Origin of the sequence: Nonomuraea sp. NPDC047529, assembly GCF_040642995.1 — a bacterium.
Lineage (GTDB): Bacteria > Actinomycetota > Actinomycetes > Streptosporangiales > Streptosporangiaceae > Nonomuraea.
The window spans coordinates 198,884-215,232 of the sequence record NZ_JBEYTJ010000009.1 but is presented as its reverse complement, the minus strand read 5'-3'; the positions used below and the strand labels follow the sequence as shown (position 1 = coordinate 215,232).

General features: G+C 70.8%; 17 protein-coding genes. 9 read left to right on the top strand and 8 right to left on the bottom strand.

All coding sequences use genetic code 11. The features are described 5' to 3' along the window. Positions 1–6: 6 nt before the first annotated feature. On the bottom strand, positions 7–351 hold the full coding sequence (locus ABZ815_RS17130) for a hypothetical protein (protein ID WP_352327808.1): 345 nt from the start codon (positions 349–351) through the stop codon (positions 7–9). A gap of 130 nt (positions 352–481) precedes the next feature. Between ABZ815_RS17130 and ABZ815_RS17125 the strand changes: the two genes are divergently transcribed. Continuing rightward, positions 482–1,078 carry a DUF1707 and DUF4870 domain-containing protein gene (locus tag ABZ815_RS17125; protein WP_357698733.1) on the top strand — a complete coding sequence of 199 codons (597 nt, stop codon included), beginning with the start codon at positions 482–484 and terminating at the stop codon, positions 1,076–1,078. A 228-nt stretch (positions 1,079–1,306) separates the two neighbouring features. Here ABZ815_RS17125 and ABZ815_RS17120 read toward each other — a convergent pair whose 3' ends face one another. From ABZ815_RS17120 to ABZ815_RS17110, 3 genes are all read right to left on the bottom strand, one after another. Next, complete coding sequence (locus tag ABZ815_RS17120; protein WP_357698731.1) at positions 1,307–2,077, bottom strand: septal ring lytic transglycosylase RlpA family protein; 771 nt, start codon at positions 2,075–2,077, stop codon at positions 1,307–1,309. A gap of 364 nt (positions 2,078–2,441) precedes the next feature. Next, positions 2,442–3,965, bottom strand: a complete 1,524-nt coding sequence (locus ABZ815_RS17115) for an ATP-dependent DNA ligase (RefSeq protein ID WP_357698728.1) — start codon at positions 3,963–3,965, stop codon at positions 2,442–2,444. Between the two features lie 136 nt (positions 3,966–4,101). After that, positions 4,102–4,476, bottom strand: coding sequence for an FKBP-type peptidyl-prolyl cis-trans isomerase (locus ABZ815_RS17110; RefSeq protein ID WP_352357863.1), 375 nt, complete (start codon positions 4,474–4,476; stop codon positions 4,102–4,104). 67 nt (positions 4,477–4,543) lie between these two features. Between ABZ815_RS17110 and ABZ815_RS17105 the strand changes: the two genes are divergently transcribed. Continuing rightward, positions 4,544–4,672 (top strand): hypothetical protein, encoded by a 129-nt coding sequence (locus tag ABZ815_RS17105; RefSeq protein ID WP_357698726.1) that lies wholly within the window; start codon positions 4,544–4,546, stop codon positions 4,670–4,672. Positions 4,673–4,724: 52 nt separating this feature from the next. Here the strand turns inward: ABZ815_RS17105 and ABZ815_RS17100 are convergent, their stop codons facing one another. After that, positions 4,725–6,164 (bottom strand): GuaB1 family IMP dehydrogenase-related protein, encoded by a 1,440-nt coding sequence (locus ABZ815_RS17100; protein WP_357698723.1) that lies wholly within the window; start codon positions 6,162–6,164, stop codon positions 4,725–4,727. A gap of 96 nt (positions 6,165–6,260) precedes the next feature. Between ABZ815_RS17100 and ABZ815_RS17095 the strand changes: the two genes are divergently transcribed. Then, a complete protein-coding gene (locus ABZ815_RS17095; protein ID WP_357698721.1) occupies positions 6,261–6,713 on the top strand; it encodes an effector binding domain-containing protein in 453 nt (150 codons plus the stop codon). Positions 6,714–6,857: 144 nt separating this feature from the next. On the opposite strand, the gene ABZ815_RS17090 is transcribed toward ABZ815_RS17095, so the two are convergent. Continuing rightward, entirely contained in the window at positions 6,858–7,376 is a 519-nt protein-coding gene (locus ABZ815_RS17090) for a helix-turn-helix domain-containing protein (RefSeq protein ID WP_357698719.1), read from the bottom strand. An 83-nt stretch (positions 7,377–7,459) separates the two neighbouring features. Between ABZ815_RS17090 and ABZ815_RS17085 the strand changes: the two genes are divergently transcribed. After that, positions 7,460–8,689 (top strand): FAD-dependent monooxygenase, encoded by a 1,230-nt coding sequence (locus ABZ815_RS17085; protein ID WP_357698716.1) that lies wholly within the window; start codon positions 7,460–7,462, stop codon positions 8,687–8,689. A 68-nt stretch (positions 8,690–8,757) separates the two neighbouring features. Here the strand turns inward: ABZ815_RS17085 and ABZ815_RS17080 are convergent, their stop codons facing one another. Beyond that, positions 8,758–9,879 (bottom strand): CaiB/BaiF CoA-transferase family protein, encoded by a 1,122-nt coding sequence (locus ABZ815_RS17080; RefSeq protein ID WP_357698713.1) that lies wholly within the window; start codon positions 9,877–9,879, stop codon positions 8,758–8,760. Positions 9,880–10,087: 208 nt separating this feature from the next. On the opposite strand from ABZ815_RS17080, the gene ABZ815_RS17075 reads away from it, so the two are divergent. From ABZ815_RS17075 to ABZ815_RS17055, 5 genes are all read left to right on the top strand, one after another. After that, complete coding sequence (locus ABZ815_RS17075) at positions 10,088–11,629, top strand: serine/threonine-protein kinase (protein WP_357698710.1); 1,542 nt, start codon at positions 10,088–10,090, stop codon at positions 11,627–11,629. Beyond that, positions 11,626–12,609: a 2-hydroxyacid dehydrogenase gene (locus tag ABZ815_RS17070; protein ID WP_357698707.1), complete on the top strand. Its 984-nt coding sequence runs from the start codon at positions 11,626–11,628 to the stop codon at positions 12,607–12,609. The genes ABZ815_RS17075 and ABZ815_RS17070 overlap by 4 nt, the downstream gene beginning before the upstream one ends. A gap of 130 nt (positions 12,610–12,739) precedes the next feature. Continuing rightward, positions 12,740–14,089, top strand: coding sequence for an FAD-binding oxidoreductase (locus ABZ815_RS17065; protein WP_357698705.1), 1,350 nt, complete (start codon positions 12,740–12,742; stop codon positions 14,087–14,089). A 2-nt stretch (positions 14,090–14,091) separates the two neighbouring features. Then, entirely contained in the window at positions 14,092–15,351 is a 1,260-nt protein-coding gene (locus tag ABZ815_RS17060) for a cyclopropane-fatty-acyl-phospholipid synthase family protein (protein ID WP_357698703.1), read from the top strand. A gap of 61 nt (positions 15,352–15,412) precedes the next feature. After that, a complete protein-coding gene (locus ABZ815_RS17055) occupies positions 15,413–15,775 on the top strand; it encodes a DUF488 family protein (RefSeq protein ID WP_357698701.1) in 363 nt (120 codons plus the stop codon). Between the two features lie 12 nt (positions 15,776–15,787). Here ABZ815_RS17055 and ABZ815_RS17050 read toward each other — a convergent pair whose 3' ends face one another. After that, positions 15,788–16,306: a hypothetical protein gene (locus tag ABZ815_RS17050; RefSeq protein WP_357698699.1), complete on the bottom strand. Its 519-nt coding sequence runs from the start codon at positions 16,304–16,306 to the stop codon at positions 15,788–15,790. Positions 16,307–16,349 lie beyond the last annotated feature (43 nt).

Sequence of the window (16,349 nt, the reverse complement as noted above, 5' to 3'; positions counted from 1 at the left end):
CCAGAACTACAGGCTGCCTTCTTCACGGCGGCGGCGCTCGTTGTACGCCCGCATCCGAGGGGGATAGCCCGTCAGCTGCACGTCGTACACCGGTAACGCCAGATCTCGGGCGACCTTGTGGATCACGGCGGGCGACCCGACCCTCCGCCTGGTCCACTCGCCGTCGTCAGCCACCGCCACAGCGGTCGTGTCGGTGGCGAACGTCTCCGGCTCGACGTAGAACTCGACGCCACGCCGCGAACGTGCGAAGGCGATGAGCGCTTCGATGTCGGCATCGGTCGCCTCGCGGTCGAACCGCGCGATCTTCTGGCCGCGCAGCCGACGGATACCGTAGCGGTCTCGCCATCTCATGAATCCTTTTTATACCGTCTGGAGCTCCGGCGTCGGGGATGATCTCGGGGACAGCTCCGGGTTTCTCCCGATGGCACGTCCGGCTCCGAGGACGCAGTATGAAGGTTGACCGCCGATTCCAAGGAGAGGCATGACCATCATGGCTGGGGTACCCAAGACCCCGGGGCCGGGACAGGTGCCGCCAGCTCATCTGCGCGTCACCGACCTGGACCGAGAGCACGTCGTCGAGCACGTCAAGGCCGCCTACGCGGAGGGCCGGTTCGACAAGCTGGAGTTCGACGACCGGCTGGGGCGCGCGATGACCGCCCGTACCCACGGTGACCTGATGCCCATCATGAACGAGCTGTACGGGAGGACGGCGGTGCCCGGCTTCGCGCCGCCGATGCCGCAGCCGGTCCGTCCGGTGCGGGCCTCGGAGAGCAACGAACGCCTCCAGGCCGCGTTCGGCCACCTGCTGATTGCCGTCGGGATCCCGGTCGTCGGCCCGTTGATCCTGCTGCTCACCGCGGCCAAGACGTCGCCGTACCTGCGACGGCAGGCACTTGAGGCCCTGAACTTCCAGCTCACCGTGGTGGGGGCGACGTTCATCCTGCCCTTCACCGTCATCGGCATCGTGCTTCTGCCGGTGATCTGGGTCGCCGCCGTCGTCCTGGGCATCGTCGGCGGCATCTCCGCCCTGTCGGAGAGCGCCTTCCGCTACCCGCTGACGGTCCGGCTGGTCAAATAGCCGCACCCGCTGCCCGCAGGGGAAAGGGCTCAGGCCGGGGGATGTGCCGGGGCTCGGGCGGGGGATGCTCGGGGCGTTGGTGGGAATGCCCGGGGCGCGGGTGGGCGGGGGCCGGAGGAGCTGCGGGGTTGTCGGGGGATTCGTGGTGGGTGGTGTTGGGGGAGGGCCCGGCCCGCCCCCGGATGGTGAACAGGCGGGGGCGGGGCCGAGACGGGGCCGGAGGGGCGGTCAGCGGGCCAGGACTTCGTAGCGGACGGTCATCACGCCCGAGCTCAGACTGCCGATCGCGTCGAACGCGGCCGTGGAGAGGTCGAGACACCGGCCGCCCACGTACGGGCCGCGGTCGTTGATGCGCACGGTGACCGACGAGCCGTTGCGCGGGTTGGTGACGCGGACGCGGCTGCCCAGGGGAAGGGACTTGTGGGCGGCGGTCATGGCGGAGGGGTTGAAGCGTTCGCCGCTGGCCGTCATCTGGGGCTCGCCGTAGTACGAGGCGCCACAGGTCCCGGAGGACAGGACGCGGACCTTCGGCTTCGTCGTCCTGAGCTTGACCGGCTTGACGGTCTTGGCCGTCTCGGACGCCGGCGTCTCGGTGGCCGCGGGCTGTGCGGCGGCGGGCGCTTTGGGCGCGGGGGCGTCGCCGTGCGGACTGTCCGGGACGGTCTTCGCGCCGGGCTCCGAAGAGGTGGCGGTCGAGGCGTCGGGGCTCGAAGCGGTGGCGGTCGAGGCGCTGGGGCTCGAAGTGCTGGGAGCCGGGGTGATGGGCTTGGCCTGGGAGACCTGGGCCGCGCCCGGCGGGTTGGCGGTGCGGGCCGAGGTGGCCGCGGTGGCGGCGTCCTTGGCGGTGGTGGTGGCGGGGGCGTCGTTGCCGACGGCGGCCCAGGCGGTGGTCGAGGCGGCGGCCACGACGGCGGCGCCTGCGGCGATGGCGGTCCAGCGACGCTTGCCCGGGGAGAGCTTGCGGTCGTTGGGGGACGATTTGTGGGAGTGCTGGCCCAAGGTAAACCACGGTCCTAGCTAGGGGACATGAAAGGGAAAGGCCAGGTCATGGGGGTGTGGAGGCGCGTGACGGCCTGTCCGCCCGCAAGGGATGGGGATCCGGCGGGCGAGGAAGAACATATGCGACAAACAGCAGGTAAAGACAACTTAATGCGACATACAGTGACATATCTCTCTTAAGGGCGCAAGAGGCCCAGAACGCCGAGCGTACGCCGAGGATCTTGGGGTTTCTGGAGAACGGCAGAACTCGCCAAAGACCACGGGACAGGAGATTCCGGCCTCAAGCCGTAAGCGGGAGATTCACGGGGCAACCCTCGCTCTGGACGTCCAGCCGGTCCGGGGAGCGTGAACGGGAGGATCGGTCTCAGAACATCAGGGAGCGGACGGTGTCCACGGTGTCGGCGTCCTCGGCGCGCTTGTCCGGCCGATAGCGCAGCACCCGGGCGAAGCGCAGCGCCATCCCCCCGGGGTAGCGCGGCGAGCGCTGCACGCCGTCGAAGGCGATCTCCACGACCAGCTCGGGCCGGAGCTTGACCGCCCATTCGTCGGTGGGGCCGTCGGCGAGTTCGAGGAACCGCTCGGTCTGCCAGGCCAGCAGCTCGTCGGTGAGCCCCTTGAACGTCTTGCCGAGCATGACGAACCCGCCCTCGGGGTCGCGCGCGCCCAGGTGGAGGTTCGACAGCTTGCCCTGGCGCCGGCCATGACCCCACTCGGCCGCCAGGACCACCAGGTCGAGGGTGTGCCGGGGCTTCACCTTGACCCAGCCCGCGCCACGCCGGCCGGCGGCGTAGGGAGCGGACAGGGATTTCACCACCAGGCCCTCGTGGCCCGCCTTGACCACGTCCGTGAAGAACTTCTCCGCCTCCGCCACGTCGGCGGTGATCAGCCGCGGCGTCAGCAGGCCGGGCGGGACGGCGCGGGCCAGGGCCTCCTGGCGCTGCGAGTACGGCAGGTCGAGCAGGTCGGCGCCGTCGGCGCGCAGCGCGTCGAAGAAGAACACGCTGAGCGGGGTCTGCTCGCGCAGCCTGGCGACGTCGGTCTTGCTGGAGACGCGGCTCGCGGTCACCTGGAACGGGTGGGGACGCCCGTCCGGCCGCAGCGCGAGAACCTCGCCGTCGAGCACCAGGTCGGCGCAGTCGAGCCCGAGCACCGCCTCGACCAGCTCGGGTACCTGCGCGGTGATGTCGTCGAGCGTGCGGGTGAAGACCCGCACCTCCGCGCCCGAGCGGTGGGCCTGCACGCGCACGCCGTCGAGCTTCCACTCCAGGGACGCGGGCGTGCCCGCCTTCTCCAGCGCGGCGGCCACGTTGGGGGCACTGCCCGCGAGCATGGGGGAGACCGGCCGGCCCACCTCCAGCTTGAACGCGTGCAACGCCGTCACGCCGCCCGTCAGCGCCGCCGCGCCCACGGCGGGCAGCCAGCCGCGCAAGGTGAGCGCGCGCCGCACGTCGGCCGACGGCGCACCGGACGCCTTGGCCAGCGCTTCGATCATCACGCCGTCGAGGGCGCCCTGACGCAGTTCGCCGTTGAGCAGCCTGCGCATGAACTGCTGCTCCTGGCTGGTCAGCCCCGCGAACAGCTCGGCGACCAGCGCCCTGCGCGCCGCCTGCGAGCCGGGGCCGGAGATGGCCTTGATGCGGGTCAGCAGCGCGTCGACGGCCGTCAGGGTGGCGGTGGCCGCCAGTTTGGGCTGCGGGACGTCCTCCAGCGAGCGCCAGCCCACGCCCACCTGGCGCTGCGGCAGATCGCCCGACAGGTAGGCGATGGCGATCTCCGCCTCGTCCGGGCCGACCCGGGCGAGCAGCTCGGCCAGATGGCCGACCTTGCCCAGCCGTGCGGAGGTGCGCGTCACCGCGTCGGAGGTACGGACCACGTCGATCAGAAGCACACCGCTATCGTGCCTCACCACGCCGACATTTCCCCACCCGATTTGTCCCGGGTTTTGCCAAAGCGGGGGAAGCCGCGGAAGCAGGGAGACTCAGGAAGCCGGGCGGGCCGCTGTCGGCGGCCCGCCCGTTCCCGGTCTAGCTGACGCCGAGCAGGTCGACCACGAAGATCAGCGTCTCGCCGCCCTTGATGCGCGGCGGCGCGCCGCGGTCACCGTAGCCGAGGTGCGGCGGGATGACGAGCTTGCGACGGCCGCCGACCTTCATCCCGGCGACCCCGCGGTCCCAGCCCGCGATGACGCGGCCGCCCCCGAGCGGGAACTCGAACGCCTGGCCGCGGTTCCACGACGCGTCGAACTCCTCTCCGGACGAGAACGAGACACCCACGTAGTGGACGCTGACGTTGTGGCCCGGCTTGGCCTCGGGGCCAGTGCCTTCGACGAGGTCGACGATCTCCAGATCGGCGGGCGGGTTGCCCTCGGGGAAGTCGATCTCAGGCTTCTCGAGTGCCACGAATGTGCTCCTGTTGACGATGACAATAACCCGACGACTCTATGCCGTCGGGATATCGTCGTCGTTCATGGCCGCCCTTTCTCCCGGCGCCGTGCTGGTCACCGGGCGCGTCGCCGTGGTCACCGGCGCGGCCCGGGGCATCGGGCCGGCGATCGCCGAGACGTTCGCCGCCTGCGACCGCGCCTGGCCCCGGTAGGCCGCGCCCGAGCACGGCGAACCCAGCGCACCAACGGACGGTGCCGGGTGGGTCACCAGCTTTGGTGCAGAGGCATGCCTTCCGCGTAGCCCGACGAGCTCTGGATGCCGACGACGGCCTGGCGGTGGAACTCCTCCAGGTTCGCCGCGCCCGCGTACGTGCACGACGACCGCAGGCCCGCGACGATCCCGTCGATCTGGTCCTCCACGCTGGGCCGCTTGGGGTCGAGGTACATGCGCGAGGTCGAGATGCCCTCCTCGAACAGCGCCTTCCTGGCCCGGTCGTAGGCGGAGTCCTCGGCGGTCCTGAGCCGTACGGCCCGCGAGGAGGCCATGCCGAAGTTCTCCTTGTACTTGCGCCCGTCGGCGTCGGTACGGGCGTCGCCGGGCGACTCGTACGTGCCGGCGAACCACGAGCCGATCATCACGTTGGACGCCCCGGCGGCCAGCGCGAGCGCCACGTCCCGAGGGTGCCGGACGCCGCCGTCCGCCCAGACGTGCCTGCCGAGACGGCGGGCCTCGGCCGAGCATTCGAGCACCGCCGAGAACTGCGGACGCCCGACGCCGGTCATCATCCGCGTGGTGCACATGGCACCCGGCCCCACGCCGACCTTGAGGATGTCGGCCCCCGCCTCGACCAGGTCGCGCACGCCCTCGGCGGTCACCACGTTGCCCGCCGCGACCGGTACGCCGGGGTCGAGCGCCCGTACCGCGCGCAGGGCGGCGATCATCTTCTCCTGGTGGCCGTGGGCGGTGTCCACGACCAGGCAGTCGGCCCCGGCCTCCAGCAGTTCCTTGGCCTTGGCGGCGACGTCGCCGTTCACGCCGACGGCCGCGGCGATGCGCAGGCGGCCCTGGGCGTCGAGTGCGGGCTGGTAGAGCGTGGCGCGCAGCGCGCCCGTACGGGTGAGGATGCCGACCAGCCGGCCGTCCTCGTCCACGATGGGCGCGAGGCGGTGACGTCCCCCGTGCAGGCGGTCGAAGGCGGCGCGCGGGTCGAGCCCGGCGGGCAGCGTCAGCAGCTCGCTCGACATGACCTCGGACAGCTGCGTGTACATGTCCACGCCCTGGCAGTCGGCCTCGGTCACCACGCCGACGGGACGGTTGTCCCAGTCGACGACGATGACCGCGTTGTGGGCGCGCTTGGGCAGCAGTTGCAGCGCCTCGCCCACGGTGTCGTGCGGGGTGAGGGTGAGCGGGGTGTCGTGGACCAGGTCGCGCTTCTTGACCCAGTCGACCACCTCGGCGACGACGTCGAGGGGGATGTCCTGGGGGATCACGGTGATCCCGCCGCGGCGGGCCACGGTCTCGGCCATGCGGCGGCCGGCGACCGCGGTCATGTTGGCGACGACGAGGGGGATGGTGGTGCCCGTGCCGTCGTTCGTGGAGAGGTCGACCGCGAGCCGCGATCCGACCGAGGAGCGCGACGGCACCATGAACACGTCGCTGTAAGTCAAATCGTAACGAGGCTCTTGGTCATTGAGAAACTTCACGTTCATCCATCTTATGGGGTGACAGGTTCAACAAGGGGTTTCCCCCTTTCTCCGGGGCTTATGATCGGCCGGGGACACATTTGGGGGAGGGAAGTCGTGGATATCGTCGAACGGGCCGAGCTGACCGTGGTGGGCTTCGCCGTACGCACGACGAACGCCGACGAGGCGGATCCGGCGCGGGCGACGCTGCCCGCGTTGTGGCAGCGGGCGGGCGCGCCGGGGGCCTTCGCGCACGTGCCGGGCCGTGTCGACGAGAACCTCTACGCGGTGCTCACCGACTACGAGAGCGACCACACCGGCGCTTATACGCAGATCGTCGGAATCGGCGTGCGCACGGTGCCGCGGCTGCCCGAGGGCATGGTGGCGGTGCGCGTGCCGATCGCCAAGTCGCTGCGGCTGCAGGCCCGCGGGCCGATGCCGCAGGCGCTGATCGAGGCGTGGCAGCAGGTGTGGCAGTTCACCGAGTCGGGCGGCCAGCCCTCCCGCGCCTTCACCACGGACCTGGAGGTCCACCACCCCGAGGGCGCCGACCTCTACGTGGCCGTCTAGGTCACACCCCGAGGGCGCCGACCGTCTAGGTCACCCCCGAAGGCGCCGACCTCCACGCGGCCGTCCAGGCCGCACCCTGAGGGCGCGGCCGTTCAGGTCGCTTGGCGAGGGGATGAGGGGGCGAGGTTCGCGTGGTCGGCCGGGTCAGAGGCCGAGGGCGTCGGCTGCCGCTGCGACGGCCGTCGGTTTGACGTCCTCCAACGGGAGGCCGGCGTATTCGACCGTGCAGTCGGCCATGCCGCCGAGCGCCACCGTGGCCCGGATCTGCTGGGCCTGCGTGAGGTCGGGCCCGAGCAGCAGGGCGATCAGCTCGCGCCGCCATTCGAACATGCGCTGACCGAGATCGAGGTAGGACAGGATCGAGATGTCGCGCACCATCATCCCGGTCACGTCGCGGTGGCGCCACATGAGCTCGAAGTAGTCGTCGAGCAGCGCGCGCGGGTCGCCGGGCTGCCGCCTGGCGGTGAAGCGCTCGAAGTCCTCCACCAGCGGCTGCACGATGCTGCGCACCAGGTCGTCGCGCGAGGCGAAGTGGTAGTAGAGCGCGGGCTTGGTGATGCCCAGCCGGTCGGAGATCTGGCGCAGGCTGGTGTTCTGCACGCCCTGCTCGGCGAACAGCTCGCGGGCCACCGCCTGGATGCGGGACTTGGTGTCACTGGGCATGGCAGAAGTTTATCCCTTACCTACCGTTAAGTAAGGGCGCGTGCTAGCGTGGACTTACCAACCGTTAAGTAAGGAGAGCGGCCATGAAGGTCCTCGTCTCGGGAGCCAGCGTCACCGGGCCGGTGCTGGCGTACTGGCTGGCCAGGTACGGCTTCGAGGTCACGGTCGTCGAACGCGCCCCGGCGCTCAGGAAGTCGGGCGGCCACGCGGTCGACCTGTTCAAACCGGCCATGGACATCGTCGAGAAAATGGGCGTCCTGAGGCCGATCATGGCGAAGAAGACCGGCACCGACTGGCTCAGGGTCCACCGGGAGGGCCGGGCGCGGCCCGTGGAACTGGAGCTGCGCCGCGTCCTCACGGCCGTCTCCGACCGGCACGTCGAGATCATGCGCGACGACCTGAGCGAGGTCCTCCATGAGGCGACCCGCCACGACGCCGCCTACGTCTTCGGCGACTCCATCGCCTCGATCTCCGAGGACGGCGAGGTGTGCTTCGACAGTGGCCGGCAGGAGCGCTTCGACCTGGTGATCGGCGCCGACGGGCTGCACTCCAACGTGCGCCGCCTGACCTTCGGCCCCGAGGAGCGCTTCACCTCCTGGATCGGCGCCTACCTCGCCGTCGCCTCCGTCCCCAACTTCCTGGACCTGGACGGCCGGATGGAGGCCATGGCGGGCGAGGGCTGGATGGCCGCCGTGTACAGCGCCGCGCACATGGACGACGCGCGGGCCGGCTTCCTGTTCAGGACGCCGGAGCCGCTCGACTACCACCACCGGGACGTGGCCCGTCAGAAGGAACTGCTGCGCGAGCGGTTCGGCGGCCTGGGCTGGCAGGTCCCCAGAATCCTGGACGAGCTGGACCGCACGCCCGCCTTCTACTTCGACTCCATCACCCAGCTCAGGCTCGACTCCTGGTCGCGTGGCCGGGTGACGCTGGCCGGGGACGCCGGTTACTGCCCGGGCCCGGCCGTGGGCGGCAGCACGAGCCTGGCGGTGGTGGGGGCGTACGTGCTGGCGGGCGAGCTGGCCGCGCACGGCGGCGACCACCGGACCGCCTACCCCGCCTATGAGGCCGAGATGGGCGATTACGTGCGCCGCAGCCGCTCGTTCGCCCGCCGTGCGGCCAGGGGCATCGTGCCGGGGAGCCGGTTCGACCTGTGGGCGCTCACCCAGGGCATCCGGCTGGTCAACCACGTGCCGGTCGCCCTCACCAGGGCCGCGACCAAGATCAGCAGCAAGGGAGTGCGCCTGCACGACTCGATCACCCTCAAGGACTACACGGCCCACACACGCCCGGCGACGCCGTCACACCCCTGACGAGGGCCCAGGAACGCCCAGAGAACGCCGTCACGCCCCTGACCGAACGCACGCCCGGGAATGCCGTCTCAGGCCAGGACGCCCTGCTCGCGCAGCTTGTCCGCCTCCTCCGCCGACAACCCCCAGGCGGACAGGTCCGCGAGGCGCGTGGCCGGCGACAGGTCCGGGGCCGGCGTGCCGAGCAGGCGCGGCGCGGGCATCGGCTGGGTCGCGCCGCCGACCTCGGTGAACGTCCCCCGGGCGACGTTGTGCGGGTGCCGCGCGGCCTCGGCCATGGACAGGACGGGGGAGACGCAGGCGTCCGACCCCTCGAACAGGGCCTCCCACTCGGCACGGGTGCGCTTGGCGAACTCCTCGGCCAGCCGGGCCTTGAGGGCGGGCCACTGCGTCCTGTCGTTCCTGTCGGGCAGGCCGGTCAGGCCCATCAGGTTCACCATGGCGTCCCAGAACTGCGGTTCGAGCGAGCCGACCGCCAGGTGGCCGCCGTCGGCGGTCTCGTAGGTGTCGTACTGGGGGGCGCCGGTGTCGAGCAGGTTGGTGCCGCGCGGGCCCCAGAAGCCGCTCTGCGCGGCCTGGTAGAACATCGAGAAGAGCACGGCGGCGCCGTCCACCATGGCGGCGTCGATCACGCGGCCCTTCCCGGTGCGCTCGCGCTCGAACAGGGCCAGCAGCACGCCGTAGGCCAGCATGAGGCCGCCGCCGGCGAAGTCGCCGAGGATGTTGATCGGCGGGGTCGGCCGGTCGTCCTCGCGGCCGAGCATCGACAGCACGCCGGAGATCGCGATGTAGTCGATGTCGTGGCCGGCGGTGGGCGCGAGCGGGCCGTCCTGGCCCCAGCCGGTCATCCGGCCGTAGATCAGCCGCTCGTTCACCGCGTGCAGGTCGGCGGGGCCTATGCCGAGCCGTTCGGCGACGCCGGGGCGGAACACCTCGATCACCACGTCGGCGTTGCGGGCCAGCTCCTTGAAGGCGGCCACGCCCTCGGGCGACTTCAGGTCCAGGCCGATCGTCCGCTTGCCGCGGTCCATGACGTCCGTGCGGGGTCTGTCGGACACCGCCTTCACCCGGTCGACCCGCAACACCTCGGCGCCGTGGTCGGCCAGCATCATCCCGGCGAACGGCCCCGGGGCCAGCCCCGCGAGCTCCAGAACGCGCACTCCGGCCAGCGGACCGCCACTACCCTTCGACATGGACATCTCCTCGACAGCGTCACAAGGGGGCTCAGAACCTGCCCCAGTAGAACAACCTTCGGCGAGTCGTGGCAAGCGGCCTTTCCTGCGTCCTCCCCGCGAACTCGTGGGAGGTATGGGAAACTTGCCCACTGTTCGGGTGGTCTACAGATCGCCGGCGTCCAGCGGCTGTCTGCAGCAGGCGCTCGCGCCGCTACAGGGGTAGGACATGGTTTCGGAGAGCAACCAGCTAGTCGCCAGGCGCTACCAGTTACTGCGCGAACTGGGCCGCGGGGGTATGGGCGTCGTCTGGGAGGGCTACGACACGCTGCTCAACCGGCAGGTGGCCATCAAGGAAGTGCTGCTGCCCGAGGGGCTGTCGCCGGGCGAGCAGGAGCGCCACCTCATGCGCACCGCCCGCGAGGCCCGTACGGCGGCCAAGCTCAACCACCCCTCCGTGGTCGCGGTCTACGACGTGGTCGAGGAGGGCGGGCGGCCCTGGATCGTCATGGAGCTGGTCGCGCACCCCTCGCTGGAAGAGGTCGTGGCCACGTCCGGAGCCCTGCCCGTACGGCAGGCGGCCGACGTGGGCCGCCAGGTGCTGTCGGCGCTCAAGGCCGCCCACGAGGCCGGGATCCTGCACAGGGACGTCAAGCCCGCCAACATCCTGATCGCCGACGACGGCCGCGTGGTGCTGATGGACTTCGGCATCGCCACGGTCGAGGGCGACGCCTCGCTGACCAGGACCGGCATGGTGACCGGCTCGCCCAGCTTCCTCGCCCCCGAACGGGTGCGCGCGGACGAGGCCGGGCCGCCCTCCGACCTGTGGTCGCTCGGCGCGACGCTGTTCGCCTCCATGGTGGGCCGCTCGCCCTTCGACCGCGGCGAGGCCATGGCGACCCTCAACGCGTTGCTCAACGAGGAGCCCGACTACCGGCGCATCCCGCCGATCATGCATCCGGTCCTGAAGGGCCTGCTGCGCAAGGAGCCCGCCGAGCGGGTGGACGCCGAGGAGGCCGACCGGCTGCTCGCCGCCATCGAGGTGGCGGCCAAGCCGGCCTACGCCGACCTGCCGGAGAAGAAGCCGGGCGGCGGCGGCCGCGGACGGGCCGTGCTGGCCGTGGCCGCGGCGGCCGTGGTGCTCGTCGCGGGCGGCGCCGTCGCCTACTTCAAGCTCGCCCCGCCCGCCGAGGGCGCACCGCGCACCGCCCAGCCGGCCGCCGCGGCCAGCCCGCTGACGCCGTCCCCCTCGCAGGAGCCCACGACGAGCCGGACGCCGTCGGCCACCCCGACGCCGACCGTGCGCCGGGTGCGCCCGCTCGTGCGCGCGTGGACCTCGCGGGACGGCTGGTCGATCCTGCGCCCGATCGGCTGGCGGGGCGCGCTGCGCGAGTCCTCCACCGAGTGGACGCGCCGCGACGGCAACGCCCACCTCGGCGTCCAGGCCCTGTTCTCCAGCCTCGACGCCAACCAGATCCTGCGCGACTCGGAGGAGACGCTGCGGGAGGAGGGTCAGGAGGTGATCAGCCGCGGCCGCCGCGTGGTCGTCCACCGGGGCGTCAAGGCGGTCGAGTGGGAGTTCTCCTGGACGGCGGCCAGCGCCGCGGGCACCGGCTGGATCAGGCCCGGCATGACCTACCACGAGGTGCGCCGCGCGGTGGTGTCCGGCGAGACGGCCTACATCCTGTCCTGGACGGTCGCCCAGGACCAGTGGCTGCGCAACAGGGGACTGATGCGACAGGTGATCGACAGCTTTACGGTGAAGGCATGAGCCCCTGGAACCTGCTCGCCCTGCCGCCGCTGCCCGAGGAGGCGACGCGCGGCCTGCTCGCCCCGCTCGGCGACCGGGTGACGGTCCGCGTGCCCGCCACCCGCGACCGGGCCGGGCTGCTGGCCGCGCTGCCCGAGGCCGAGATCGTGCTCGGCGACTGGACCTCCACGCTCGTGCTCGACGCCGAGGCGGTCAAGCACGCGCCCGCGCTGGCCTTCGTGCAGCAACCCTCGGTGGGCGTCGACGGCCACGACCTGGCCGCCCTGGCCGAGGCCGGGGTGCCGCTGGCCAACACGCCGGGCGTCAGCGCCGTCGCGGTGTCGGAGTGGTGCCTGGCGGCCACGTTGTCGCTGTCGCGCAGGCTGGGGGCCGCCGACGCCGCCGTACGCGCGGGGGAGTGGCCGCAGCAGGGGCTGAGGCCGCGCGAGCTGAGCGGCCGCCGGGTCGGCGTCGTCGGTTACGGCCCGATCGGCGAGAACTGCGTCCGCCTGTTCGGCGCCCTGGGCTGCGAGGTCTCCTACTGGACCAGGTCCCCGCGGCAGGCGCCCGGCCGCGCCGACCTGGAGACGCTGGTGGCCACCAGCGACGTCCTGGTCGTGGTCATCGCGCTGTCGGAGGAGACCCGCGGGCTGGTCGACCCGCGCCGCATGAAGCAGGGCGCGCTGCTGGTCAACGCGGCCAGGGGCGGCGTCGTCGACCAGGCGGCGCTGGTCGCCGCGCTGCGCGACGGGCACCTCGGCGGGGCCGCGCTCGACGTGTTCGACACCGAGCCGCTGCCCGCCGGCGATCCGCTGCGCGACCTGCCGGACGTGCTGCTGTCGCCGCACGCCGCCGGGGTGACGCCCGAGGCGACGACGCGCCTGCTCACGGCGACGCTGGACAACCTCGCGGCGGCACTGGAGGGGCGAGAGGTGCGTGCCGTCCTCAACGGGGTCTCACCCGTCGTACGCAGGAGATTTCCGCATTCACCTGCCACATAGGCGTTTCACCTGGCACGATGAACAGTTTTCGTGTCTTTAACGACCCCGGTCTGTTCGAGTCGCCCCGCGGGAGATACGGTCTTACGGACGATCTCTACCAGCTCAAGGGGGTGCTTCCGTGACGACGACGATGTCGACACACCAACGGGCAGTAGAGCAGATCCGGCAGTCCTACGCCGAGATCCCCGGCGACGCCGCTCCCCGGTTGGCCAAGTCCACGTCCAACTTGTTCAGGTTCCGTGACGGGGGCAAGACGGCCAAGCTGTCGGCCAGGGACCTGGACGAAGTCATCAGCGTGGACCCGGTGACGATGACGGCCGAGGTCCAGGGCATGACGACGTACGAGCACCTGGTCGAGGCCACGTTGCCGCACGGGCTCATGCCGTACGTGGTGCCGCAGCTCAAGACGATCACGCTCGGCGGCGCCGTCACCGGCCTCGGCATCGAGTCGACCAGCTTCAGGGACGGCCTTCCGCACGAGTCGGTGGAGGAACTGGAGATCCTCACCGGCGACGGCCGCATCATCGTGGCCCGTGACGACAACGAGCACCAGGATCTGTTCCGGGCCTTCCCCAACTCCTACGGGACGCTCGGCTACGCGCTGCGCATCCGGATCAAGCTCCGCAAGGTCCAGCCGTACGTGCACCTGACGCACATCAGGTTCACCGACGCGGCCAAGTGCATGCTGGCCATGCAGGAGATCAGCGACAGCATGGTCCACGACGGCGAGCAGGTCGACTTCGTGGACGGCGTCTTCTTCGACCCGGAGGAGATGTACATCACGCTGGGCCGCTTCGCCGACCGCGCGCCCTACGTCTCCGACTACACCGGCATGCGCATCTACTACCAGTCGATCAGGCAGCGCAGCCGCGACTGGCTGAGCATCCACGACTACCTGTGGCGCTGGGACACCGACTGGTTCTGGTGCTCGCGGGCGTTCGGCGTGCAGCAGCCGGTGGTCCGCTCGCTGATGCCGCGCCGCTGGATGCGCTCCGACGTCTACCGCAGGCTGGTCGCCCTCGACCGGCGGACCGGCCTGACCGCCCGCATCGACCGGTGGCGCGACCAGCCCGTCCAGGAGTCGGTCATCCAGGACGTCGAGGTGCCCATCGAGCGTGGCGCGCAGTTCCTGGAGTTCTTCCACGACAAGGTGGGCATGACCCCCGTGTGGATGTGCCCGCTGCGGGCGAGCTCCCGCTGGCCGCTGTACCCGCTGGAGCCCGGCAAGCTCTACGTCAACTTCGGCTTCTGGGGCATGGTCCCGCTGCCGCGCGGCCAGTTCGACGGCTACTACAACAAGCTCATCGAGGACTCGGTGCACGAGCTGGACGGCCACAAGTCGCTCTACTCGACCTCCTTCTACGCCCGTGAGCAGTTCTGGGAGCTGTACAACGGTGATGCTTATTGGCCGGTCAAGCGGGAATACGACCCGAACGGTCGCCTGCTGGACCTGTACGAAAAGTGTGTACGGGGAAGGTGAGCATGGCTCTCGCAAGCATCTTTGAGAAGATCGTCGGCTCTGACGCGAACATCTCGTTCATGGCCTACGACGGCAGCAAGGCCGGTCCTGACGGCGCCGATCTCGGTCTTGAGGTCAAGTCGCCCATCGCGGTGGCCTATCTGGCGCAGGCCCCTGGGGAGCTGGGCCTGGCCAGGGCGTACATTTCCGGTCACATCGACGTGCATGGCGATCTGTACACCTTGCTCGATCGTATGTGGAACATCACCACCAACGACCTGACCACGGGTGAGAAGCTCGCGGCCGTGCGGTCCTTGGGCGTCAAGCCGCTGCTCATGCGGGTGCCGCCGCCCCCGCAGGAGGTGCGTCAGAGCGCCCTGGCCCGGCTCGGCTCGCGCCACGCCAAGCAGCGTGACGCCGAGGCGATCCACCACCACTACGACGTGTCCAACCGGTTCTACCGCTGGGTGCTCGGGCCGTCCATGGCCTACACGTGCGCGACCTACCCCGAGGAGGGCGCGACGCTGGAGGAGGCCCAGTACACCAAGTTCGACCTGGTGGCCAGGAAGCTCGACCTCAAGCCCGGCATGCGCCTGCTCGACGTCGGCTGCGGCTGGGGCGGCATGGTCATCCACGCCGCCAAGCACTACGGCGTCAAGGCCCTGGGCGTGACCCTGAGCCGCCAGCAGGCCGAGTGGGCCCAGAAGGCGATCGCCGACGCGGGTCTCCAGGACCTCGCAGAGGTGCGCTTCATGGACTACCGCGACGTGCGCGAGACCGGCTTCGACGCCGTCAGCTCGATCGGCCTGACCGAGCACATCGGCAAGGACAACGTCCCGTCGTACTTCGAGTTCCTGTACGGCAAGCTCAAGCCCGGCGGCCGCATTCTCAACCACTGCATCACCCGTCCGACGGGCAAGGAGAAGACGTTCAACAAGGGCGGCTTCATCAACCGCTACGTCTTCCCCGACGGCGAGCTGGAGTCCGTGGGCTGGCTGGTCAGGCAGATGGAGGACATCGGCTTCGAGATCCGCCACGAGGAGAACCTGCGCGAGCACTACGCCAAGACCCTGCGTCACTGGTGCGACAACCTTGACGCCAACTGGGACGAGGCCGTCCAGGAGGTCGGGATGGGCACGGCCCGGGTGTGGGCCCTGTACATGGCCGGCTGCATCGTGGGCTTCGAGCGTAACAAGGTCCAGCTCCACCAGGTGCTGGGCGTTAAGCTCGACGACGACGGCCGGTCCGGCGTGCAGCTGCGCCCGGCGGTCAACTGGCCGTGACGGACGGGGAGAGGGCCCTCGGCCCTCTCCCGACCCGCCCGGGGGGAGAAGGGGGGCGACGGTGACGGCTGGGAACAAGGTGCGGGTGCGCCGGGTCTACGAGGAGCCCGAGCCGGACGACGGCGCCAGGGTGCTGGTCGACCGGCTGTGGCCGCGCGGGCTGGCCAAGGCCGACGCCCACCTCGACGAATGGTGCAAGCAGGTGGCCCCCTCGACCGAGCTGCGCACCTGGTACAAGCACGACCCCGACCGGTTCGAGGAGTTCGGCCACCGCTACCGGAGCGAGCTGGCCGAGCCGGAGCGGGCCGAGGCGGTGGCGCACCTGCGCGAACTCGCCGGGAAGGGCACGCTGACCCTGCTCACCGCGACGAAGCAGCCCGAGATCAGCGAGGCCGCGGTGCTCGCGGAGCTGATCGGGGACTGAACGCGAGCGCGCTCAGTAGTGGTCCTTCCTGAACGGCCGGACGAGGACGACGGTGCTGTCCCGGCTGACCAGCCGGACGATCCGCCTGCGCGGGTGCTCCAGCATCTTGATGCGCACACACTGGAGCCTGACCACGCGCGGGCCGAGCAGCGCGTCGTAGGCGATGTACTTGGTGTCGAAGCCGCGGCCGTTCTTCAGGCCGACGCCGAGCGCCGTGGCGGGCAGGAACGAGCCCGGCGGGTTGAAGGGCTTGGCGGACACGACCGCGTCGGTCGCGCCGTCGTCGCAGTGGATGAGCACGCGTACGTCGCTGTCCTGGCGTGGACGGCGCGGGCGCACCTTGATGCCCGTCCAGGTGCCGCCCTTGGTGGACGGACGGGCGCCCTGCGGGTTGGTCTCGTTCTCGGAGCGCTCGGTGCCGTCCTCCATGACGGGGTCGTCCGGGAGTGGCAGCCCGGCGGAGGCGACGGCGACCGCGGCGGGGTCCGCGAGCAGTGCCGTCAACGCGCCGGCGACCACCCAAAACCTCATGATCTCCTCCTCAGGGGACAGGCGAAGCAGGTCGTGCATGAGG

Bases quoted from the DNA above. Each gene is read 5' to 3' on its own strand.
- ABZ815_RS17130 (WP_352327808.1), bottom strand. From the start codon at position 351: ATGAGATGGCGAGACCGCTACGGTATCCGTCGGCTGCGCGGCCAGAAG.
- ABZ815_RS17125 (WP_357698733.1), top strand. From the start codon at position 482: ATGACCATCATGGCTGGGGTACCCAAGACCCCGGGGCCGGGACAGGTG.
- ABZ815_RS17105 (WP_357698726.1), top strand. From the start codon at position 4,544: ATGGCCGCCCTTTCTCCCGGCGCCGTGCTGGTCACCGGGCGCGTCGCC.
- ABZ815_RS17090 (WP_357698719.1), bottom strand. From the start codon at position 7,376: ATGCCCAGTGACACCAAGTCCCGCATCCAGGCGGTGGCCCGCGAGCTG.
- ABZ815_RS17085 (WP_357698716.1), top strand. From the start codon at position 7,460: ATGAAGGTCCTCGTCTCGGGAGCCAGCGTCACCGGGCCGGTGCTGGCG.
- ABZ815_RS17080 (WP_357698713.1), bottom strand. From the start codon at position 9,879: ATGTCGAAGGGTAGTGGCGGTCCGCTGGCCGGAGTGCGCGTTCTGGAG.
- ABZ815_RS17075 (WP_357698710.1), top strand. From the start codon at position 10,088: ATGGTTTCGGAGAGCAACCAGCTAGTCGCCAGGCGCTACCAGTTACTG.
- ABZ815_RS17070 (WP_357698707.1), top strand. From the start codon at position 11,626: ATGAGCCCCTGGAACCTGCTCGCCCTGCCGCCGCTGCCCGAGGAGGCG.
- ABZ815_RS17065 (WP_357698705.1), top strand. From the start codon at position 12,740: ATGTCGACACACCAACGGGCAGTAGAGCAGATCCGGCAGTCCTACGCC.
- ABZ815_RS17060 (WP_357698703.1), top strand. From the start codon at position 14,092: ATGGCTCTCGCAAGCATCTTTGAGAAGATCGTCGGCTCTGACGCGAAC.
- ABZ815_RS17050 (WP_357698699.1), bottom strand. From the start codon at position 16,306: ATGAGGTTTTGGGTGGTCGCCGGCGCGTTGACGGCACTGCTCGCGGAC.